This window comes from Phyllobacterium sp. YR620, from assembly GCF_900104165.1.
In the GTDB taxonomy this organism is placed as follows: Bacteria; Pseudomonadota; Alphaproteobacteria; order Rhizobiales; family Rhizobiaceae; genus Phyllobacterium; species Phyllobacterium pellucidum.
Genome location: NZ_FNJP01000002.1, coordinates 285,338 through 304,888 on the forward strand (window position 1 = coordinate 285,338; position 19,551 = coordinate 304,888).

Below are 19,551 nucleotides of genomic sequence, written 5' to 3' on the forward strand. Positions count from 1 at the left end.
GAGGGCCGGATTCAGGTCGCGAGAAAGTAGGAAATGACGCGTAAAATCATAATCGATACCGATCCCGGCCAAGATGATGCCCTTGCCATCCTTCTAGCCTTTTCCAGCCCCGAACTTGACGTGCTTGGCATTACCGCAGTCGCCGGAAACGTGCCGCTGGCGCTGACTGAGCTCAATGCGCGCAAGATCTGCGAACTTGCCGGTCGCCCCGATGCGAAAGTCTTTGCCGGCGCCGACCGGCCGCTGCTGCGCCCCCTGATCACCGCCGAACATGTTCATGGCAAGACCGGACTTGACGGGCCCGACCTGCCGGTGCCGACTATGCCGCTCCAGACGCAGCATGCGGTCGATTTCATCATCGAGACATTGCGCCGCGAGGAACCAGGCAGCGTGACGCTCTGCGCGCTTGGCCCGCTCACCAACGTGGCGCAGGTCCTCATCAGGGCGCCGGAACTTTCTCCGCGCATCCGCGAGATCGTGCTCATGGGCGGGGGCTTCTTCGAAGGCGGCAATATAACGCCGACTGCCGAGTTCAATATCCACGTCGATCCCCACGCGGCGCAGATCGTGCTGCAATCCGGCGTTCCCGTCACGATCCTGCCGCTCGATGTGACGCACAAGGCGCTTTCGACGGCAAAGCGGGTCGACCGCTTCCGCAATATGGGAACGCGCGCCGGCGATGCTAGCGTCGAGCTCCTCGAATTCTTCGAGCGATTCGACGAGGAAAAATATGGAAGCGACGGCGGGCCGCTGCATGACCCGAATGTGATCGCCTATCTGCTCAAGCCGGAACTTTATGGCGGCCGCACCTGCAATGTGACGGTGGAGACAGCCAATGAGCTGACGCTCGGCATGACCGTGGTCGACTGGTGGGGCGTTACCGACCGGCCAAACAATGCTTACTACATCCGTGACGTCGATGATGAAGGCTTCTTCGACCTTTTGATCGAGCGCATAGGACGTATTTCCTGACGCTCCGATGGCGGCCGTTGACGGCCGCCATTTCATCACAAAAAGTTGAGCCGGCGTAAACCATGGTTCAGTAATTTCCGGACAGAATCCTCCCAAAAGTGTAGTGTCCTTTGACGGACAGCAGCCAAGTTGGGGGATGAGATGCTGACGCGACGCTTATTCTTGACCGGTGTTCTTGCAGCGGCGGCAGCGCCGCAGGCAGCACTTGCGAAGCCAGCCCGCAAACCATTCGTCATCAACCCGGTCTTCCAGCCGCAATATGTTTCCTTCGATTCGTCCTATGCGCCGGGCACGGTCGTCATCGACCCGCGCAGCCGTTTTCTCTATCTGGTCGAGGACGGGTTTACAGCGCGGCGCTACGGTGTCGGCGTCGGCCGGGCCGGACGCGCCTTCCACGGCAGCGCCAAGATCGGGCGCAAGGAAGTGTGGCCCAGGTGGGTACCGACCCAGGGCATGATCAGCCGCCAGCCGAACAAATATGCGCGCTACGCCGGCGGCGTGTCGGGCGGACCGCACAATCCACTCGGCGCGCGGGCGCTTTACCTCTACCGAAACGGCCGCGACACCTATTATCGCATCCACGGCACGACGGAGCCGTGGAGCATTGGCCGCGCCGTTTCCAATGGCTGCATCCGCATGATCAACGAGCATGTGATGGATCTATATGCGCGGGTGCCGCTCGGGGCGCGTGTCGTTGTGATCTAGAAGCTAGGCCGCGACGCTAGCGCGCTGCGTGTCTGGTGCGAGCGTTACTTCAAGTCCGTTGAGTTCCGGCGTCATGATCAGCTGGCAGGACAGGCGCGAATTATCCTCGACGTGGAAAGTCACGTCGAGTTGGTCGATTTCCTCATCCTGTGGCTCGTAGAGCTTTTCCGTCCAATCCTCGCCGACATAGACATGGCAAGTGCCGCAGGCGCAGGCGCCGCCGCACTCGGCCTTGATGTCCAGTCCCCAATCGCGAATGACCTCCATCACACGAAAGCCTTCGAGGGCCTCGAGCGTATGGCGTTTGCCGTGCTGATCGGTGACGTGGATATAGAGGGCGTCGTCGCTCATCAGTCCTATGCTGCCTTCAGCTTCTTCTGCAGGGAGGTGGATGATGTCGTATACTGGAAGATGATACGCTCGCCAGGCGATACGATCCGCTTTGCCGCCTGTGACATGAGCGCGGCCTCGTGGAAGCCCGACAGGATGAGCTTCAACTTGCCGGGATAGGTATTGATGTCGCCAATGGCGAAGATGCCGGGTTCGGAGGTCTCGAATTTCTCCGTGTCGACCGCAATCAGGTTCTGATCAAGATTGAGGCCCCAATCGGCGATCGGGCCGAGCTTCATGGTCAGGCCGAAGAACGGCAGCAGGCGGCCAGCTTCCAGATGCTCGTCGCCCTCGGCGCCCTTGATGACAACCTTGGACAGTTGCCCGTCGGCGCCCTCTAGATTGCTGACCTGGCCCATACGGAACCTTACGCGGCCTTCCTTCTCCAGTGCCCACATCTTGTTGACGCTGTCGGGCGCGGCGCGGAATTCCGGGCGGCGATGCACGAGTGTTACCGATTTCGCCACAGGCTCGAGGTTAAGGGTCCAGTCGAGCGCCGAGTCGCCGCCGCCGACGATGACGACGTCATGGCCGCGGAAAGCTTCGATCTTGCGAACCGCATAGTGGACGCTCGTTCCCTCATAATGCTCGATCTGCGGCACGGGGGGACGCTTCGGCTGGAAGGACCCGCCGCCGGCGGCAATAACGATGACCTTGGTGATGAATACCTCGTCCGCATCGGTTTCGACGCGGAAGCGGCCGTCTTCGAGCCTGGTCAGCGCGGTTACCATGGTCGAGAAATGGAACTGCGGGTCAAAGGGCGAAATCTGCTTCAACAGATTGTCGGTCAACGCCTGACCGGTTACCTCGGGCAGTCCCGGAATGTCATAGATCGGCTTTTCCGGATAGAGCTCGGCGCACTGGCCGCCCGGCCGGTCGAGTATGTCGATGACATGGGCGCGAAGATCGAGCAGGCCGAGTTCGAACACAGCAAAAAGGCCCACGGGACCCGCGCCAACAATAACCACATCTGTTTCAATCGTGTCGGACATAAGTGCTTTCCAGGTGATGTCGTAAAGGGTTCAGGCGACCGGGACGCGGCGCCAGCTATAGGTTCCGGGGGCGGTATGCGATCCCCTGCCCGGCTGGTAATAGACCGGCGCATCGTGAAGGTTGTGATCGGCAAGCCGCTCCAATGTGACCGCATGCGACACCTTCAGCGTATCGAAACCGGTCCGCAGCATATAGGCGACCTGATCGATCAGGACATCGCCCACCGCGCGCAGCTCGCCTTTGAAGTGACGCTGATTTTTCAGCATTTCAGCCTTCGAGTAGGAGCGCCCGTCATTGAAGGCGGGAAATTCGAGGGCGATCAGCGGAATTCGGTCGAGCGAGCCCAGCAGCGGCTCGATGTTCTCGCCGGGCGCCACGGATACGCCGATGCGCCGGTTCGTTGCAAAACGCACATCGTCCTCAAGACCAAGCCAGACGGCGAGCGGCAGGATGACCGCCGGCGCGTCCCCGGCCTCGTCGACAGAGGCAACCGCGATATAGGGATCTTCGCGAAATCCTTCGCGGCCCCAGAGTTCGCCGGCGGGCTTTTCGGAAATGTCGCTCATAAATTCGAATCCGTCAGTGAAATATTGCTCAACTGGTCGGTAAGGCCAGTCAGGTGAATACCGCATTCGGTCTTGTCCGACCCGGCCCAGCGCCCGGCCCGGTCGTCATCGCCATCCTTGACCGGCGACGTGCAAGGCATGCAGCCAATCGAACGGTAGCCTTCGGCAACCAGCGGATGCGGCGGCAATTCATGCGCGCTCATATAGGCCCTGAGATCGGCCGAGGTCCAGTGGGCCAGCGGATTGATACGGACGCGCGAGCCGACCGACTCGAAGATTGCCAGGCTGGAGCGTGTCGAGGCCTGGAACTGCTTGCGGCCCGTCATCCAGGCGCGATAGGGCGCAACCGCGCGCGCCATCGGCTCGACCTTGCGGATATAGCAGCAGCGGTCCTTGTTGGTCATGGACAGCGCGCCAAAGGGATCTTCATCCTTCAGGCTCTGCTTGAGCGGGTGAATGTCATGCACGTCAGTCAAGCCAAGCTCGCTGACCAGTTGGTCGCGATAGCGCAAAGTTGCGGGAAAATGCTTGCCTGTCTCCAGAAAAAGCACCGGCGTTGCCCGATCGATCTGCGCGATCATGTGGAGCAATACCGATGATTCCGCCCCGAACGACGAGACAACAGCGATCTCCTCATTGAAGAGGTGGTCGATGGCGAGTTCGATGACATCCAGCGGCTCGAGATTGCCGTACCGGGCTTCGAGCGAGCGCGCTTCATCCGCCACCGTTTGCTCGTTGAACTCAAGCAGCATTTGCAGCCTCGCTATAGAGCGCATCCTTGAACGGCGCGGCTCCCACACGACGGTAGGCGGCAAGGAACGTTTCCTCCTTGTCGGTGCGGATTTCAAGATAACGGTCGACGATGGTCTCGACCGCATCGACGATCTCTTCGGACGAGAAGCCGCGGCCGGTAATATCGCCGATGGTGCAGATCTCGTCGCCCGAGCCGCCCAGCGAAATCTGATAGAGCTCCTCGCCCTTCTTCTCGACGCCGAGAATGCCGATGTGGCCAACATGGTGGTGGCCGCAGGCGTTGATGCAGCCCGAGATCTTGATCTTGAGCTCGCCGATATCCGCCTGGCGATCCGGCTGGCCGAAGCGCTCGGAAATGCGCTGAGCCACCGGGATCGAGCGGGCATTGGCGAGGGCGCAATAGTCGAGGCCGGGGCACGCGATGATATCGGTGATGAGACCAGCATTGGCCGTTGCAAGGCCGTCGGTCAGGAGCAGGTCATAGACGATGCGCAGATCGGCGATCGCAACGTGCGGGAGAACAAGGTTCTGTTCGTGGCTAACGCGGATCTCATCTTGCGAAAACTTCTCGGCAATATCGGCGACGAGGTCCATCTGCGCGTCGGTTGCATCGCCCGGAATGCCGCCTATGGGCTTCAGCGAGATGGTTACGACGCCGTAATCCGGGTTCTTGTGCGGCGTGACGTTCTGGTCGACCCATGTCGCGAAGGCGTGATCTGCCTTGCGCGCGGCGGCAAGTCCCGACCACCCTTCCGGGCGCTGCGGCAGGTTGGGCGCGCGGAAATAGCTGTCGATTGCATCGACGTCCTGCTGCGGCAGCTTGAGGTCGCTATCCTTGAGCACCTGCCACTCGGTCTCGACCTGGCGGGTCAATTCCTCGGTCCCGGTTTCATGCACCAGGATCTTGATGCGGGCCTTGTATTTGTTGTCACGGCGGCCGTTGAGATTGTAAACGCGCATGATCGCCGTCGTATACGTCAGGAGATCCTCCACCGGGAGGAAATCCCTGATTTTCTTGGCCACCATTGGTGTGCGGCCCTGCCCGCCGCCGACATAGACTGCAAAGCCAAGGTCGCCGGCTTCGTTCTTCTTTAGATGGAGGCCGATGTCGTGCACCTGGATGGCGGCGCGATCGCGCTCGGCTCCTGTCACCGCGATCTTGAACTTGCGCGGCAGGTACGAAAACTCGGGGTGCATCGACGACCACTGACGCAGAATCTCCGCATAGGGACGCGGATCGGCGACCTCGTCAGCCGCCGCACCGGCGAAATGGTCCGCCGTCACGTTGCGAATGCAATTGCCCGAGGTCTGCAGCGCGTGCATCTCGACCGATGCCAGTTCATCGAGAACCTTGGGCATGTCTTTCAGTGCCGGCCAATTGTACTGCAGGTTCTGCCGCGTCGTGAAATGACCGTAGCCGCGATCGTAATGGCGGGCGATATGGGCGAGCTTGCGCATCTGGCGGCTCGACAGCGTGCCATAGGGAATGGCGACGCGCAGCATATAGGCATGCAGCTGCAGATAGACGCCGTTCATCAGCCGCAGCGGCCGGAACTGGTCCTCGGTCAATTCGCCGGCGAGACGGCGCTCCACCTGATCCTTGAATTGGTCCACGCGGGCAGAAACGAATGCGTGGTCAAACTCGTCATAACGATACATGAATGCGAACCTTCAGGAATTTAAGCGGCCGAGGCTTTGGGCTTTTCAGCTTGCTTGCCGAGATCGAGGCGGATGGTGGGACCGAGTTGGCGGATACGTTCGCGCAGACGCAGCGGATACAGATTAGTGCCGCGCTCTTCGACATCGATCACATTAACGTCGATAACGAGGTTGGACTTGATCGCTGCCTTGCCCGCTTCCTCAAGCGCGGTCACCGCTTCGGCGTGACGGGCGATCAGCGCACCATCGATCTGTTCGAGCCATTCGCCATTGGCGCCGAGCCAGACGGCTTCACCGTCGGTCAGGCGATTTGCGGTAAGAACTTTGACACTCATGATCGTGATCCTTCGCGTTCACGCAGCATTGGTTTCAAGGTGGCGCGCCGCCACGGAATTCTGGTTCCGGGCGGAAAGCGCCTCGGCCTTGTCGATGGCGGCGCCAGCAACGGCGTCACCGATGACGACCATGACGGGACCGCTCAAATCCCCGCGCCGCTCAAGCGACGGCAGGTCGTTCAACGTGCCGTGGAACATGCGACGGTCGCTCCGGCCGGCATTTTCAATGACGGCAACGCCGGTATCGGCATGAAGACCAGCGGCGATCAGCCGTTCTGCGACCGAAGCTGCAACACTGCGGCCCATGTAGACGGCGATCGTCGCGCCAGAGATGGCAAGGCGGGCCCAATCCGGCAGGACTTCGCCGGTCATGTCGTGGCCCGTCGTGAAGACGAGCGAGGAGGCAACGCCGCGCAAAGTCAAGGGCAGTTGCATATCGGCAGCCGCGGCAAAGGCCGAGGTGATGCCGGGAACGATCTCGAAGGAAATTCCGGCATCGCGAAGCGCGGCCATCTCTTCGCCGGCGCGCCCGTAGACGAGCGGATCGCCTGATTTCAACCGCACGACACGCTTACCTTCGCGGCCGAGAGCGACGAGCAGATCATTGATCTCGCCCTGGCTCTTCGAATGGCAGCCCTTGCGCTTGCCGACGGAAATGCGCGCGGCGTCGCGGCGGCCCATGCCGACAACCGCGTCCGGCACCAGCGCGTCATAAACGATGACATCGGCTTCCATGAGGACGCGATGAGCCCGCAAAGTCAGCAGATCCTCTGCGCCCGGGCCAGCGCCGACTAGCCAGACATAGCCTTGGCCCGCTTCCTGATTGCCCAGCAGCGCCGTCGCAGCCTCATGTGCGCCGGCAAGATCATTGTTGTAGACATTGCTTGCCACATCACCGGAAAAAAACGACCGCCAGAACAAACGGCGAGGCAAGCCCTTCCTGACCAGCCGTTCGACCGCGGGGCGATAGGCGTTGGCGAGGCGCGCAAGATCGCCAAGGCGGGGCGAGAACGCCGCATCGATGCGGGCGCGGATCATCTGGGTAAGAACGGGACCGGTGCCTTCCGAACCTATGGCGATTGCGAGCGGTGCTCGGTTGACGATGGCAGGCGTGAAGAAATCGCAAAGGTCGGGACGGTCGACGACGTTGACTGGAATGTGCTGGCGGCGCGCTTCGGCGGCAATCTCTCGATCCTGGTCTTCATCGCCGGTAGCGATGAAGACCAGTTTTGCACCGGTCAGTTGCTTGGGAGCAAATTTTTCCGCGACGTGTTCATATCCGCCATCGCGCAGGAAGACCGCGAGTTCCGGTTCGGGCGCATCGGCGACAACGCGAATTGCCGCATTCGTCTGATCGAGCAATCGCGCTTTGTTAAGCGCCTCTTCGCCATTGCCCACGACCACAAGCACTTCATTCCGCACGCGGAAAAAGGCTGGAAAGACAGAAAGCTGGGTCTTGCTGATGGACATGAATGCGATAATCCCAATGGTTGCAGGGATTATCCATGAAAGGTCAGCGGTTTATAAGGAACAGAAATGCGCCGAAACCGAAGGCGGAGCATGGAATTTCTGAAAAACCAAGAGCTTGCAGATTCTCGTTCTATCAATCAAACAGCAAGCAGCCCCGCTCACCTCAGGGTGGAACAAAGCGGGCGCAATTTCAAGCGATACACGACTACTTTTATAGTGTTAATCAGAAAATGCAAGCACCCTTTTTAGGTAGAACTGGCGCGGCCGACTTTGCCATCTCGGCGCCATGAAATTCTCAACGCTCTGAGCGGCGTCGCGATGGATCCAATCTGGAGCCCACCACCGGGTCACACTGGGCGAATTGCAGCTGACCCTCAGCTTGTAAAAATTGCAGGCACATGTACCGGCCAGCGCCAGGGCAGGATCGCCACAAGATCGAACCGCACTGACAGCAACGCCTGATCCGGTTGGCGCGCCAGCCATTGATCGGCTGCCGCCTCGATGCGGCGCTGCGCGAGGATGTTTACCGAGTCCATCGCCTGGTCGAGCCGTGCCCGTGCCTTCACCTCGATAATGGCGACGATATTGCCGCGGCGGGCAATCAGATCGATCTCGCCGACCTTGGTGCGGTACCGGCGGGTGACTATGCGATAGCCCTTCAGCATGAGGGCGAGCGCGGCGAGCCGCTCGGCGGAATGGCCGCGGCGGTATGCCTTGCGCCTGCCGCCCCGCGCGCTCATTTCATTGCCAGCAACCGTTGATAGAGTTCGCCCTTGGGCCGCCCGGTCATGCGCGCCGCCTCTCCGGCCGCCTTTGCCGGCGACATTTCGAGGACAAGCGCGCGCAGCAACGCGTCGACATCTTCGTCGGAGCGGGGAATATTCGCATCCTCGACGGGAGAACCGACGACGAGAACCACCTCGCCGCGGATGCGATCCTCGTCCGCGAACGTCTCGGCCAGCTGCTTCAGCGGTAGGGTCACGATGGTCTCATAGGTCTTGGTCAACTCGCGGCAGAGGGAAGCCGGGCGTTCCGCGCCGAATATATCGGCCATATCCGCAAGCGTCGCGGCAGCGCGGTTGGGCGATTCGAAGAAAACCAGTGCCGCATCGAGCGCCTTGAGTTCCGCCAGCCGGGCACGGCGCTGTCCCTGTTTCGACGACAAAAAGCCGGCAAAGTAAAATGAGTCCTTGAAGAGGCCCGACGCCGTCAGCGCGGCAAGGACGGATGAGGCGCCGGGTATGGGCACCACCCTGATTCCGGCCGCCTTGGCCTCCGGCACCAGCCTGCCGCCGGGATCGGCGACGAGTGGCGTTCCCGCATCGGAGACGAGTGCAACGCTCTTTCCGGCAAGCAGCGCCTCGATCAGTTTAGGGCCGGCGATTTCGGCATTGTGCTCGTGATAGGCGAAAGGGCGGCGTGAAATGCCATAGCGCTCCAGCAGGACGCGGCTCACCCGAGTATCCTCGCAGGCAATGATGTCGGCGGCGGCAAGGGTTTCGACGCCGCGGATCGTCATATCGCCTAGATTGCCGATGGGCGTCGCCACGATGTAGAGCGCCGGCTCGAGCGGACGAGCCCGGAAGCTGGCGCTGCCGATCTGATAATGCCGGTCGCCGGTTTCAGCTTTGGACACCTGTTTTTCCCCTCAAGCCGCGAGATCGGCGATGACCGCATTGAGAACGATCGCGCCCTGCGGGGTCGTGCGTATGCGGCTATTGCCGACATACTCGATAAGCCCCTGCTCGGCGAGGGAAATTACCCGCTTCTCCTTGACGCTGTGGCCAGTAAGGCGTTCGTAGCGCGCAAGGTCGATCCCCTCGACAAGCCGCAGACCCATGAGCAGGAATTCGTCGCCTTCCTGCTCGCGATCAAGGCGCTCTTCCTCGATAATGCCGTGTCCCGCTGCCTCGACCTTTTCGACCCAGGTTTCAGGATGGCGCTCGGTGATCGTCACGGCGCGTATATTGTCCTCGACAAAGCGCCCATGAGCGCCGGGTCCCACACCGACATATTCGCCGTAGCGCCAGTAGACGAGATTGTGCTGCGACTCGGCGCCCGGAATGGCATGATTGGAAATCTCGTAGGCCGGCAGGCCGTGCTTTGCAGTCACATCCTGCGTTTCGGCATAGAGCGCGGCCGCATGATCGCCGTCCGGCGTAACGAGCTTTCCTGCCTGCCAGAGATTGTAGAAGGGCGTGCCTTCTTCGATGGTCAATTGGTAAAGCGAGAGGTGATCGGCGGCAAAGGAGATGGCACGCACAAGTTCTTCACGCCATGCCTCGACGCTCTGGTCCGGCCGCGCATAGATGAGGTCGAAGGACAGCCGCGGGAAGATTTCCCGTGCAAGGCCGATCGCCGCAAGTGCCTCATCGACACTATGCATGCGGCCGAGGCGGCGCAGATCGGCATCATTTAGTGCCTGCACGCCAAGCGAAACGCGGTTAACGCCTGCGGCGCGATAGCCGCGAAACCGATCAGCCTCCACGCTGGTGGGGTTTGCTTCGAGGGTGATCTCGATGCCCGCGGGCACGTGCCAGTTCTGCGCGATCGCATCCAGAACCGAGCCGACCGTATCGGGGTGCATCAGCGAGGGAGTCCCCCCGCCGAGAAATATGCTGGACACTGTGCGCTCGCCGGTGCGCTGGCGCATTGTCGCGAGCTCGCGGGCAAACGCAGCGGCGAAGCGCTTCTGGTCCACCGGCTGATGCCGCACATGCGAATTGAAATCGCAGTAGGGACACTTTGCCATGCAGAATGGCCAGTGCACATAGACCCCAAACCCGCTCTCGCCCTTGTCGGGGTGCGATTTCGTGCGCCCTCCCTTACCCTCGAACTCTTGGAGAAGGTCGGACCGCAGGTCCGGGGCGGCGGGAATCACTGGCAAGGACGCCATCAGACCCGTCCCCTACCCCGTTGAACAGCAATGACCCTTCCCAGACGGGGAAAGGGTGGGAGCCAAACTGCAAAACTCCGGCGTGTGATCGGATCGTTGCGGGTCATCCTGCGTCCAGACAATCCCTGGCGAAATGCTGGAAGGCACGGGCGCGGTGCGACAGCGCCTTTTCGTCACCCGGCTTCCAGCCATGCTTCTGTTCAGCTGTCATCTCGCCGAAGGTCGCCTCATAGCCTTCCGGCTTGAATACGGGATCGTAACCGAAGCCAGCGCTGCCGCGCGGCGGCCAGACGATCTCGCCCTCGACCTCGCCGCGATAGTAATTGGCTTCGCCGTCCGGCCAGGCGAGGCAGATGACGGATACGAAACGCCCGCTGCGTTGGTCGGGGCTTGTCGCGGCCTTATCCTGCAAGGCCTTTTCCACCTTTTCCATGCCGTGGCTGAAATCGCGCTTTCCATCGGGAAGTTCCGCCCAGTTCGCCGTGTAAACGCCGGGATCGCCGCCGAGCGCGTCGACGCAAAGGCCGGAATCATCGGAGAGCGCAACGAGGCCGGTCGCCTTCGCCGCTGCATAGGCCTTGATATAGGCATTTTGCTCGAACGTGGTTCCGGTCTCATCCGGCTCCGGCAGGCCGAGATCGCCAGCGGAAACCACTTCAAAGCCGAATGGTCCCAGAAGGTCGATCATCTCATTGATCTTGCCCTGATTGTGACTTGCGACGAGCAGTTTGCCCTTTTCGAGTTTTCTCATTCCAAATTCCATAATTTCGGTTCTGCGAATTCGATCGAGTTTCCGGCGGGATCACGGAAGTAGAGCGAGCGCGCGCCGTTAGGCCAATCGAACTCGCTTTCGATCTCGATGCCATTTGCCTCAAGATGGGATTTCCATCCGGCGATTTCATCCCGTGTCGCCTTGAAACAGACGTGGCCCGGGCCTGTTGCCCCATGCGAGGGGATAGGCAGGCTGCCGGGCGGGCGCTCGTTGATAAGCACGGGATCGAACAGGATGAGGACACCGGCGCCGCAGCGAAAAAAGATGGACCGCTTCGGCGTCTCCAATATGATCTCGAGCCCGAGAATGCCGGCATAGAAGTCCTTGGCGGCCGCAAGGTCCGTAACATAAAGCGCCGTTTCAAGGATACCGGATGGTCGCATGGTCTCGGGCTTTTAGCTCACAGCCATCTGCTGCAGGTTGACCAGCCGCCCGATGCCGCTGCGGGCAAGGCTCATAAGGGCAAGCAGTTCTTCCTCAGAAAAGGGCTCGCCTTCGGCGGTTCCCTGCACCTCGACGATACCACCCTTGCCAGTCATGACAAAGTTCGCGTCCGTCTGTGCCGTCGAATCCTCCTGATAATCGAGGTCGATCACCGGCGTGCCGTTGGAAATTCCGCATGAGATCGCCGCAACGTGGTCCTTCAGTACTTTTTCGACCTTGATCATCTGGCGTGCTTCCATCCAGCGCAGGCACTCGTGCAGAGCGACCCAACCGCCAGTGATGGCAGCCGTGCGCGTGCCGCCATCGGCCTGGATAACGTCGCAGTCCACCGTGATCTGCACTTCGCCAAGCGCCTGAAGGTCTACGACCGCACGCAGCGAGCGGGCGATCAGCCGCTGGATTTCCAGCGTGCGGCCGCCCTGTTTGCCCGAGGATGCCTCGCGGCGCATGCGATCGCCGGTCGAGCGCGGCAACATGCCGTATTCGGCCGTTACCCAACCCTTGCCGGTGTTGCGCATCCAGCCTGGCACCTTTTCCTCAAGGCTCGCTGTGCACAAAACGTGGGTGTCGCCGAATTTGACAAGGCACGAGCCCTCGGCATGCTTGGAAACGCCGCGTTCGAAGGAGATGGCGCGCATCTCGTCGGGGGCTCGCTTGGAAGGACGCATTGGAAAGACCTCTTTGAAAATCTGTGGTCCGGCCTTTTAGCCGTGATGGCAGATCGAAGCAAAGGCTTTGATGATTGCCCGGACAATGCTTATATCAGGGCTGTAACAAGCAGACATACGAGGCAAGATGAAACGGGCCGTGGTACCGGAGGCATATCAGTCGCTTGACCAGCGGTCGCGCGACATTTTCCGGCGCATCGTCGAGAGCTATCTTGGCGACGGCGAACCGGTCGGCTCGCGCAACCTTTCGCGGATTCTCCCCGTGTCGCTGTCGCCGGCGACGATCCGCAACGTCATGAGCGATCTCGAGCATCTCGGACTGGTCTATGCACCGCATATTTCGGCCGGACGCCTCCCGACGCAGCTCGGGCTGCGCTTCTTCGTCGACGCCTTCATGGAAGTCGGCGATCTTTCCGCCGCTGAGCGCAACTCGATCGAGGCGCAGGTTCGTGCCTCAAGCGAAGACCAGTCGACTGAAACTGTGCTGACGCAGGCGAGCCAAATCCTCTCCGGCATGTCGCGCGGCGCCGGTCTTGTGCTTGCGACCAAGGCGGAAGGCGCGCTGAAACACATCGAGTTCGTGCGCCTCGAGCCGACCAAGGCCCTGGCCGTTCTTGTCAGCCAGAGCGGGGATATCGAAAATCGCGTTATCGATTTGCCCGTTGGCGTGACGCCCTCACAGCTCATCGAAGCTTCGAACTTTCTCAATGCGCATATCCAGGGCCGCACGATCAGCGAGGCGCGCCAGGAAATCGGCCGGCTCAAGGACGAGACCCAGCAGGCACTCGATGCCTTGTCGCAACATCTGGTGCAACAGGGGCTGGCGGTCTGGGGCGGCGCAGGCAGCGGGCAGCCGCCGCGCCTGATCGTGCGCGGGCGCGGCAATCTTCTCGATTCGATCAACGCCGAGGCCGATCTCGACAGGCTGCGCCACCTCTTTGACGATCTCGAAACCAAGGAAGGAACGCTGCAGCTTCTCGACCTCGCCGAGGCGGGACCCGGCGTGCGCATCTTCATCGGGTCAGAAAACAAGCTGTTCTCGCTGTCGGGTTCGTCGCTGGTGATCGCGCCCTATCGGGACTCGGAGCAGCGCATCATCGGCGCCCTCGGCGTCATCGGCCCGACCCGGCTCAACTATGCCCGGATCGTGCCGATGGTCGACTATACCGCCCAGCTCGTATCCCGCCTTTTGCGATAAGACTTGATTTTCAAGAGCCGAACGTCGATATCCAGCGCAACTTCGAAAAATGAACGGACAGGATAGATGGCTGAAGACAAGAAACTTCACGACACCCCGGATCTCGATCAGCGCGACCTGAAGAATCCGCGCGATCGCGATGCGCTGAAGCGCGCTGCCGATGATTTTCTTAAATCGCGCAAGGCCGAGGAATATGCGCTTGCCGAGGAAGACCAGGAGCAGGCAACGACCGCCGAACTCGACGCGCTGCGCGCCGAAAACAACGATCTGAAGGACCAGTTGCTGCGCCTTGCCGCAGATATGGAAAACCTGCGCAAGCGGACCGCGCGCGACGTCCATGACGCGCGCAGCTATTCGGTTGCCAACTTCGCCCGCGACATGCTTGCGGTATCCGACAATCTGAAGCGCGCCATCGAAGCGGTTCCCGCCGATGCACTTGCAGGCGGCGATGCCGGCCTTAAGGGTCTCGTCGAGGGCGTCGAGATGACGGAACGCTCCATGCTCACCGCTATGGAACGCCACGGCGTCAAGAAAATCGAGCCGCAGGGTCAGAAGTTCGATCCGAACTTCCACCAGGCGATGTTCGAAATTCCGAATGCGGATGTTCCGCATAATACGGTGGTGCAGGTTGCGCAGGCTGGCTTTGTCATCGGCGACCGCGTGCTGCGGCCGGCGCTTGTCGGCGTGTCGCGGGGCGGACCCAAGCAGGCCGCCGGCGAAGCTCAGCCGGAACCCGGCCCGATCAATCCGCAGGCTGAAAAAGACGCCTGATCGGTCGTAACGACGTTCCAAGGAGCCGCATTTCCCTGACCGGAATGCGGCTCTTTTCATTTTCCGGTCATGCTCTATCGTGGGACAAAATAACGGCGAGGGGAAACTGCCGGTGACCATGATTCAGCTGTTCAACTATGCCGGAATTTTCCTTTTCGCCGCGACGGGAGCTCTGGCGGCCTCGCGGCGCCAGCTCGACATCATGGCCTTCATCTTTCTCGCCGCGGTCACCGGAATCGGCGGCGGGACGTTGCGCGACCTCATCCTCGGCGTTCCCGTCTTCTGGGTGAAGGATCCGATGAGCCTCCTCGTCTGCGCCGCAGCGGCAATCCTTGTCTATTTCACCGCCAACCTGCTAGAATCACGCTATCGCGTTCTCCTTTGGCTCGATGCGGTCGGGCTTGCTGCCTACAGTGTCATGGGCGCGGCGAAGAGCCTTGCACTCGGCTTCGACTCGACCATTGCGGTGGTGACCGGCATCATGACGGCGACATTCGGCGGCATCCTGCGTGATATCATTTCGGGGGAGCCATCAGTGGTGATGCGCCGCGAAATTTATGTCACGGCGGCGCTCGCCGGCTCACTTGTCTATATCGTGCTGCACCGGTTTGACGTCGGGACGGAGATTTCCGCGCTCGTCGCGGCGCTTGCCGCCTTCACGGTCCGAGGCGGCGCGCTCTATTTCGGCTGGTATCTGCCGACCTATCACAAGCCCGGCCGCAGTGCGGACGAGCTTGAGCGGGAAGGCTTGATCAGAGCAGCCCCGCCCGCTCCGCCGCGGCCTTCAGATTGATCTGCGGGCGCGGACCGATCTGCTGGATGACAAGCCCGGCCGTCAGCGAGCCGAGGCGGGCGCAATCGGTCAGCGAGCGGCCGTTGGTGTAGCCGAAAAGGAAACCCGCAGCATAAAGATCGCCCGCGCCTGTGGTATCGACCAGTTCCTCGATCTCGATGGCTGGAACCGCAACGGTCTCGTCGCCGGTAACGACCACAGAACCTTTTTCCGAACGGGTGACGGCAGCGAGCTTGCAATCCCTGCGGATCAACTCGAGCCCTTCCTCAAAGTTGTCCGTCTGGTACAGCGATTTCATTTCCGCCTCATTGGCAAAAACGATGTCGACCGTGCCGGAGCGCATCAGATCAAGAAACTCCTCGCGGTAGCGATCGACGCAGAACGGATCCGAGAGGGTCATCGAGACTTCCCGCTTGTGCTCATGAGCGATCTTTGCCGACAGGCGGATGGCTTCCTTGGCGCGCGGCGGATCCCAGAGATAGCCCTCGAAATAGGTGACCTTGGCCTGGGAAACCTTGGAACTCTCGACATCCTCCGGCCCGAGTTCAATGCAGGCGCCGAGATAGGTGTTCATCGAGCGCTCGCCATCGGGCGTCACGAAAATCATCGAGCGCGCGGTGGGTGGCGGTGAAGCCAGCACACGCGTGTCGAAGGCGACGCCTTGCGAACGGATATCATGGGTAAAAACGTGTCCAAGCTGATCATCCGCTACCTTGCCGAAATAGGCGGCGCGTCCGCCGAGGCTGGCAACGCCCGCCGCGGTATTGCCGGCGCTGCCGCCGGACGCCTCGATCGCGGGACCCATTCGCTCGTAGAGGAACTCGGCCCGATCGGCATCGATCAGGTTCATTGCATTTTTGATAATGCCGTTCTTGATGATGAAATCGTCATCGGTGCGGGCAATGATATCGACAATGGCGTTGCCTATGCAAAGCACGTCATAAGTGGACATGGAAACTCCGGGATAGATCGCAGACCTGTTGGCGTTGTTTTGCCTGCTCTACCCCGTCGCGACAGAATTGACCACCCCCCACTTGGGCGAACACCTTGTCCGAAGGGTCAGTTGCGCTTATGTCGGGTGCCTACGCCATGGAGCAAAATGCCCGATGATCGTCGAAAGCGCCCGCGCCGCCGCCAGTCACCTCTTCCGTCCGGAATTTCGCGCCGTCCTGTGGAAATCGCTGGGGCTGACATTGCTGCTGCTCGTCGGCGCATGGTTTGGGCTGCGCGAAATCTTCGAATGGCTCGCGCTCCCTTTTTTCCAAGGAATGATGCCGGATTTGCCATCCTGGACGGGCTGGATCGGCTTCATCGCCGGCCTCTTTGCCAGCATCGGGCTCGCATTGGGACTGGCGTTGCTGATTGCTCCAGTTACCGCCATCGTAGCCGGGCTTTTTCTTGACGATGTTGCGGAGGTCGTCGAAAAGGAAGACTACCCTGGCGACCCGGCCGGAAAGCCGCTGCCTGCCATGCGCTCGATGGTCCTTTCGATCCGCTTCTTTGGCGTCGTCATTCTCGGCAATATTGCCGCCCTGCTGATGTTGCTCATTCCCGGCGTCAACCTGATCGCATTCTTCATCGTCAATGGCTATCTGCTGGGCCGCGAGTTCTTCGAGTTCGCCGCGATGCGTTTTCGATCCGAAGCCGAAGCAAAGGCCTTGCGGGCGCAGAATGCCGGTACGGTCTTCCTCGCGGGCCTGCTCATCGCCGCATTTATGGCTGTGCCATTGCTCAACCTCCTGACGCCGCTCTTTGCCGCAGCGCTCATGGTGCACCTCCACAAAGCCGTCGCCAGTGCGGCACGGCCTGTAGCCGTCAGATAGCCTGCGGCGGCAGCGGCACCAGCGGCGCCGGGATTTCCGAGGTCTTTTCCGCTGCCTTGCAGATATCGGCGATGACACAGGCCGAACATTCCGGCCTACGCGCCTTGCACACATATCGGCCGTGCAGGATCAACCAGTGATGCGCATGATAGAGATATTCCGACGGAATGATTTTCATCAGCTTCGCCTCCACCTCGTCCGGGGTCTTGCCGGGCGCAAGGCCAAGGCGGTTGCCGATGCGGAAGATGTGCGTGTCCACCGCCATCGTAGCCTGGCCGAACGCCATGCTGAGGACGACATTGGCAGTCTTACGGCCAACCCCCGGCAGCTTGACCAGTTCGTCACGATCATCGGGAACGACGCTGCCGTATTTTTCGACCAGTGCTTGCGACAGCGCGATGACGTTCTTGGCCTTGTTGCGCCACAGCCCGATCGTTCGGATATATTCGCCAAGCCTCTCTACCCCTAGGGCTACCATCTTTTCCGGCGTGTCGGCGACCTTGAAGAGCACGCGCGTCGCCTTGTTGACGCCGACATCGGTTGCCTGCGCCGAAAGCGCCACGGCGACAAGCAGGGTGAACGGATTGACGTGTTCGAGTTCCCCCTTTGGCTCCGGCCGCTGGATCGAAAACCGGCGAAATATCTCGTGGATCTCCGCCGCCGTGTAGCGCGTACCCGGAACACGCCGCCCTACCTTGGCGGGCCTGGCGGTCACAGCGTTCTGATCGATTTTCGGCTTGGGATTTTCCATGACCCCTCTATACTTGAGCCCCATGAGCCAAACAACAAACCCGATTGACCCGGCCGCGATGAACGAAGAAGAAATCTTCCGTGCGCTTCTTGTGCCACATCGATCGCTTGGCCGTTTCGGATTTCTTGTTCTTATGGGAACGCTTGGGGTCAGCAGTTTTATGACCGGCCTTTTCTTTCTGTCGATCGGCGCCTGGCCGGTATTCGGCTTTTTCGGGCTGGACGTCGTCATCGTCTACGTGGCGTTTCGCATGAACTACGCTGCAGCGAAAGCACACGAAGAAGTCAGCATTTCGCGCGTTGCCCTGCATATCCGTCAGGTCGCGCCTTCGGGACGGGCAAGGCAGCACGAATTCAACCCTTACTGGACGCGGTTCAGCATTGCCCGTCATGCCGAGATCGGCATTACCTCGATGCGCGTCGAGGGACAGGGCAAGGCCGTCATCATCGGCTCGTTCCTCAATCCCGACGACCGCGAAAGCTTTGCCTCGGCCTTTCAGACAGCGCTTGCGACGGCGAAGGGACGCTAATCTTTCCGACCGGTTCGGCCGTCAAGAATCGGGTGGCGGCGACAGCGGGTGCGTGGTCATATATCCTCAGCACAAGAGGTAAACGCTCATGAAACCGCACGCTATACTTCAAAAAGACATCACTCCGACCGGCGACGACTATGCCATTGTCAGCCACATCATCGAACGCATCAGCAAGGATTATCGCGACCAGCCTTCGCTTGAAACTCTGGCGCGCGACACCGGACTTTCGCCGACTGCGCTGCAGAAGCTCTTTACGCGCTGGGCCGGGCTCTCACCGAAGGGTTTCCTGCAGGCGGTAACGATCGATCATGCGCGTCGGCTGCTTGACGAAGGCATGCCGCTGCTCGAAACCGCCTATGAGACCGGACTTTCCGGCCCTGGCCGGCTGCACGATCTCTTCGTTACCCATGAAGGCATGTCGCCGGGAGACTATAAGAGCCGCGGCGCAGGTTTGACGATCCGATATGGCTTTCTCATATCGCCGTTCGGACTGGCGCTCATCATGGTGACGGATCGCGGTCTTGCCGGCCTCGCCTTTGCCGACGCCGGCAAGGAGCGAGAAGCGCTCGCCGACATGTCCTCGCGCTGGCCAAACGCCACCTATGTCGAGGATCTGGCCGCCACAGCCCCCTATGCCGGGCGGATTTTCAATCCGGCGGAATGGCGCGCCGACCGGCCATTGAAAGTCGTGACGATCGGCACCGATTTTCAGCTGCGAGTCTGGGAAGCGCTGCTCAAGATTCCGATGGGCAAATGCGTCGCCTACTCTGATATCGCCGCTGACATCGGCTCGCCCAACGCCTCGCGCGCCGTCGGTGCGGCGATCGGCGCCAACCCTGTCTCCTTCGTTGTTCCCTGCCACCGGGCTGTCGGAAAGTCGGGAGCCTTGACCGGATATCATTGGGGCCTCACCCGCAAGCGCGCCATTCTCGGCTGGGAGGCAGGGCAGCTCGCACAGGATGCGCCGCACAGCCAGGCAGGCTGAGAACCGTCTTCTCCCAGAAAGCCCGGCCGCGTGCCGGGCTTTTGCGTTGCACCTTATCGCAACATGGCCCTTGAC

Annotated in this window: 23 protein-coding genes; 8 read left to right on the plus strand and 15 right to left on the minus strand. The window is 60.9% G+C overall.

Translation table 11 applies throughout. The annotated features are described in order from the left end of the window. Nucleotides 1-33: 33 nt before the first annotated feature. Together BLR72_RS08150 and BLR72_RS08155 are read left to right on the plus strand one after the other, a co-directional pair. Nucleotides 34-972, plus strand: coding sequence for a nucleoside hydrolase (locus tag BLR72_RS08150; RefSeq protein WP_091947206.1), 939 nt, complete (start codon nt 34-36; stop codon nt 970-972). Between the two features lie 141 nt (nt 973-1,113). Further along, nucleotides 1,114-1,677, plus strand: a complete 564-nt coding sequence (locus BLR72_RS08155) for a L,D-transpeptidase (RefSeq protein ID WP_027230794.1) — start codon at nt 1,114-1,116, stop codon at nt 1,675-1,677. Between the two features lie 3 nt (nt 1,678-1,680). Here the strand turns inward: BLR72_RS08155 and BLR72_RS08160 are convergent, their stop codons facing one another. The 13 genes from BLR72_RS08160 to rph all read right to left on the minus strand — a co-directional run bounded on the left by BLR72_RS08160 (nt 1,681) and on the right by rph (nt 12,623). Continuing rightward, complete coding sequence (locus tag BLR72_RS08160) at nt 1,681-2,028, minus strand: 2Fe-2S iron-sulfur cluster-binding protein (protein WP_027230795.1); 348 nt, start codon at nt 2,026-2,028, stop codon at nt 1,681-1,683. A 5-nt stretch (nt 2,029-2,033) separates the two neighbouring features. Continuing rightward, nucleotides 2,034-3,059, minus strand: coding sequence for an NAD(P)/FAD-dependent oxidoreductase (locus BLR72_RS08165; protein WP_091947209.1), 1,026 nt, complete (start codon nt 3,057-3,059; stop codon nt 2,034-2,036). 30 nt (nt 3,060-3,089) lie between these two features. After that, nucleotides 3,090-3,626 (minus strand): DUF934 domain-containing protein, encoded by a 537-nt coding sequence (locus BLR72_RS08170; protein ID WP_091947212.1) that lies wholly within the window; start codon nt 3,624-3,626, stop codon nt 3,090-3,092. Further along, nucleotides 3,623-4,378: a phosphoadenylyl-sulfate reductase gene (locus tag BLR72_RS08175; protein WP_091947215.1), complete on the minus strand. Its 756-nt coding sequence runs from the start codon at nt 4,376-4,378 to the stop codon at nt 3,623-3,625. Before BLR72_RS08175 ends, BLR72_RS08170 begins: the two co-directional genes overlap by 4 nt. Further along, complete coding sequence (locus BLR72_RS08180; RefSeq protein ID WP_091947219.1) at nt 4,368-6,038, minus strand: nitrite/sulfite reductase; 1,671 nt, start codon at nt 6,036-6,038, stop codon at nt 4,368-4,370. Before BLR72_RS08180 ends, BLR72_RS08175 begins: the two co-directional genes overlap by 11 nt. 20 nt (nt 6,039-6,058) lie before the next feature. Then, nucleotides 6,059-6,373: a DUF2849 domain-containing protein gene (locus BLR72_RS08185; protein WP_027230800.1), complete on the minus strand. Its 315-nt coding sequence runs from the start codon at nt 6,371-6,373 to the stop codon at nt 6,059-6,061. Between the two features lie 18 nt (nt 6,374-6,391). Further along, a complete protein-coding gene (gene cysG, locus BLR72_RS08190) occupies nt 6,392-7,843 on the minus strand; it encodes a siroheme synthase CysG (protein WP_091947223.1) in 1,452 nt (483 codons plus the stop codon). Between the two features lie 374 nt (nt 7,844-8,217). Beyond that, a complete protein-coding gene (locus BLR72_RS08195; protein WP_027230802.1) occupies nt 8,218-8,583 on the minus strand; it encodes a YraN family protein in 366 nt (121 codons plus the stop codon). Beyond that, nucleotides 8,580-9,479: a 16S rRNA (cytidine(1402)-2'-O)-methyltransferase gene (rsmI, locus tag BLR72_RS08200; RefSeq protein ID WP_091947226.1), complete on the minus strand. Its 900-nt coding sequence runs from the start codon at nt 9,477-9,479 to the stop codon at nt 8,580-8,582. Before rsmI ends, BLR72_RS08195 begins: the two co-directional genes overlap by 4 nt. 12 nt (nt 9,480-9,491) lie before the next feature. After that, on the minus strand, nt 9,492-10,739 hold the full coding sequence (gene hemW, locus BLR72_RS08205) for a radical SAM family heme chaperone HemW (protein ID WP_081815796.1): 1,248 nt from the start codon (nt 10,737-10,739) through the stop codon (nt 9,492-9,494). Between the two features lie 103 nt (nt 10,740-10,842). Continuing rightward, entirely contained in the window at nt 10,843-11,490 is a 648-nt protein-coding gene (gene rdgB / locus BLR72_RS08210) for an RdgB/HAM1 family non-canonical purine NTP pyrophosphatase (protein ID WP_091947229.1), read from the minus strand. Beyond that, entirely contained in the window at nt 11,487-11,894 is a 408-nt protein-coding gene (locus tag BLR72_RS08215; RefSeq protein WP_027230806.1) for a VOC family protein, read from the minus strand. The genes rdgB and BLR72_RS08215 overlap by 4 nt, the downstream gene beginning before the upstream one ends. Nucleotides 11,895-11,906: 12 nt before the next feature. Beyond that, nucleotides 11,907-12,623 (minus strand): ribonuclease PH, encoded by a 717-nt coding sequence (gene rph, locus BLR72_RS08220; RefSeq protein WP_027230807.1) that lies wholly within the window; start codon nt 12,621-12,623, stop codon nt 11,907-11,909. 127 nt (nt 12,624-12,750) lie between these two features. On the opposite strand from rph, the gene hrcA reads away from it, so the two are divergent. From hrcA to BLR72_RS08235, 3 genes are all read left to right on the plus strand, one after another. Further along, entirely contained in the window at nt 12,751-13,821 is a 1,071-nt protein-coding gene (gene hrcA, locus BLR72_RS08225; protein WP_091920566.1) for a heat-inducible transcriptional repressor HrcA, read from the plus strand. A gap of 66 nt (nt 13,822-13,887) precedes the next feature. Beyond that, nucleotides 13,888-14,592: a nucleotide exchange factor GrpE gene (grpE, locus tag BLR72_RS08230; RefSeq protein WP_027230809.1), complete on the plus strand. Its 705-nt coding sequence runs from the start codon at nt 13,888-13,890 to the stop codon at nt 14,590-14,592. Nucleotides 14,593-14,704: 112 nt separating this feature from the next. Then, entirely contained in the window at nt 14,705-15,385 is a 681-nt protein-coding gene (locus BLR72_RS08235) for a trimeric intracellular cation channel family protein (protein WP_091947232.1), read from the plus strand. Here BLR72_RS08235 and BLR72_RS08240 read toward each other — a convergent pair. After that, nucleotides 15,345-16,337, minus strand: a complete 993-nt coding sequence (locus tag BLR72_RS08240) for an adenosine kinase (protein ID WP_027230810.1) — start codon at nt 16,335-16,337, stop codon at nt 15,345-15,347. The genes BLR72_RS08235 and BLR72_RS08240 overlap by 41 nt on opposite strands. Nucleotides 16,338-16,491: 154 nt before the next feature. Between BLR72_RS08240 and BLR72_RS08245 the strand changes: the two genes are divergently transcribed. Continuing rightward, entirely contained in the window at nt 16,492-17,208 is a 717-nt protein-coding gene (locus BLR72_RS08245) for a sulfate transporter family protein (RefSeq protein WP_091947235.1), read from the plus strand. Here BLR72_RS08245 and nth read toward each other — a convergent pair. After that, nucleotides 17,201-17,983: an endonuclease III gene (gene nth, locus BLR72_RS08250; protein WP_091948561.1), complete on the minus strand. Its 783-nt coding sequence runs from the start codon at nt 17,981-17,983 to the stop codon at nt 17,201-17,203. The genes BLR72_RS08245 and nth overlap by 8 nt on opposite strands. Here nth and BLR72_RS08255 point away from each other — a divergent pair. After that, nucleotides 17,982-18,488 carry a DUF2244 domain-containing protein gene (locus BLR72_RS08255; RefSeq protein ID WP_175492314.1) on the plus strand — a complete coding sequence of 169 codons (507 nt, stop codon included), beginning with the start codon at nt 17,982-17,984 and terminating at the stop codon, nt 18,486-18,488. The genes nth and BLR72_RS08255 overlap by 2 nt on opposite strands. A gap of 88 nt (nt 18,489-18,576) precedes the next feature. Continuing rightward, nucleotides 18,577-19,476, plus strand: coding sequence for a methylated-DNA--[protein]-cysteine S-methyltransferase (locus tag BLR72_RS08260; RefSeq protein WP_091920572.1), 900 nt, complete (start codon nt 18,577-18,579; stop codon nt 19,474-19,476). The last annotated feature ends 75 nt before the right edge of the window (nt 19,477-19,551 follow it).

Excerpts from the sequence above, each read along its gene's own strand:
- BLR72_RS08195 (WP_027230802.1), bottom strand. The coding sequence starts at position 8,583 with ATGAGCGCGCGGGGCGGCAGGCGCAAGGCATACCGCCGCGGCCATTCC.
- BLR72_RS08155 (WP_027230794.1), top strand. The coding sequence starts at position 1,114 with ATGCTGACGCGACGCTTATTCTTGACCGGTGTTCTTGCAGCGGCGGCA.
- BLR72_RS08240 (WP_027230810.1), bottom strand. The coding sequence starts at position 16,337 with ATGTCCACTTATGACGTGCTTTGCATAGGCAACGCCATTGTCGATATC.
- BLR72_RS08215 (WP_027230806.1), bottom strand. The coding sequence starts at position 11,894 with ATGCGACCATCCGGTATCCTTGAAACGGCGCTTTATGTTACGGACCTT.
- BLR72_RS08180 (WP_091947219.1), bottom strand. The coding sequence starts at position 6,038 with ATGTATCGTTATGACGAGTTTGACCACGCATTCGTTTCTGCCCGCGTG.
- BLR72_RS08165 (WP_091947209.1), bottom strand. The coding sequence starts at position 3,059 with ATGTCCGACACGATTGAAACAGATGTGGTTATTGTTGGCGCGGGTCCC.
- BLR72_RS08185 (WP_027230800.1), bottom strand. The coding sequence starts at position 6,373 with ATGAGTGTCAAAGTTCTTACCGCAAATCGCCTGACCGACGGTGAAGCC.
- BLR72_RS08175 (WP_091947215.1), bottom strand. The coding sequence starts at position 4,378 with ATGCTGCTTGAGTTCAACGAGCAAACGGTGGCGGATGAAGCGCGCTCG.
- cysG (WP_091947223.1), bottom strand. The coding sequence starts at position 7,843 with ATGTCCATCAGCAAGACCCAGCTTTCTGTCTTTCCAGCCTTTTTCCGC.
- BLR72_RS08255 (WP_175492314.1), top strand. The coding sequence starts at position 17,982 with ATGAGCCAAACAACAAACCCGATTGACCCGGCCGCGATGAACGAAGAA.
- BLR72_RS08260 (WP_091920572.1), top strand. The coding sequence starts at position 18,577 with ATGAAACCGCACGCTATACTTCAAAAAGACATCACTCCGACCGGCGAC.
- hrcA (WP_091920566.1), top strand. The coding sequence starts at position 12,751 with ATGAAACGGGCCGTGGTACCGGAGGCATATCAGTCGCTTGACCAGCGG.
- BLR72_RS08150 (WP_091947206.1), top strand. The coding sequence starts at position 34 with ATGACGCGTAAAATCATAATCGATACCGATCCCGGCCAAGATGATGCC.
- BLR72_RS08245 (WP_091947235.1), top strand. The coding sequence starts at position 16,492 with ATGATCGTCGAAAGCGCCCGCGCCGCCGCCAGTCACCTCTTCCGTCCG.
- rph (WP_027230807.1), bottom strand. The coding sequence starts at position 12,623 with ATGCGTCCTTCCAAGCGAGCCCCCGACGAGATGCGCGCCATCTCCTTC.
- BLR72_RS08160 (WP_027230795.1), bottom strand. The coding sequence starts at position 2,028 with ATGAGCGACGACGCCCTCTATATCCACGTCACCGATCAGCACGGCAAA.
- BLR72_RS08170 (WP_091947212.1), bottom strand. The coding sequence starts at position 3,626 with ATGAGCGACATTTCCGAAAAGCCCGCCGGCGAACTCTGGGGCCGCGAA.
- nth (WP_091948561.1), bottom strand. The coding sequence starts at position 17,983 with ATGGGGCTCAAGTATAGAGGGGTCATGGAAAATCCCAAGCCGAAAATC.
- rdgB (WP_091947229.1), bottom strand. The coding sequence starts at position 11,490 with ATGAGAAAACTCGAAAAGGGCAAACTGCTCGTCGCAAGTCACAATCAG.
- grpE (WP_027230809.1), top strand. The coding sequence starts at position 13,888 with ATGGCTGAAGACAAGAAACTTCACGACACCCCGGATCTCGATCAGCGC.
- hemW (WP_081815796.1), bottom strand. The coding sequence starts at position 10,739 with ATGGCGTCCTTGCCAGTGATTCCCGCCGCCCCGGACCTGCGGTCCGAC.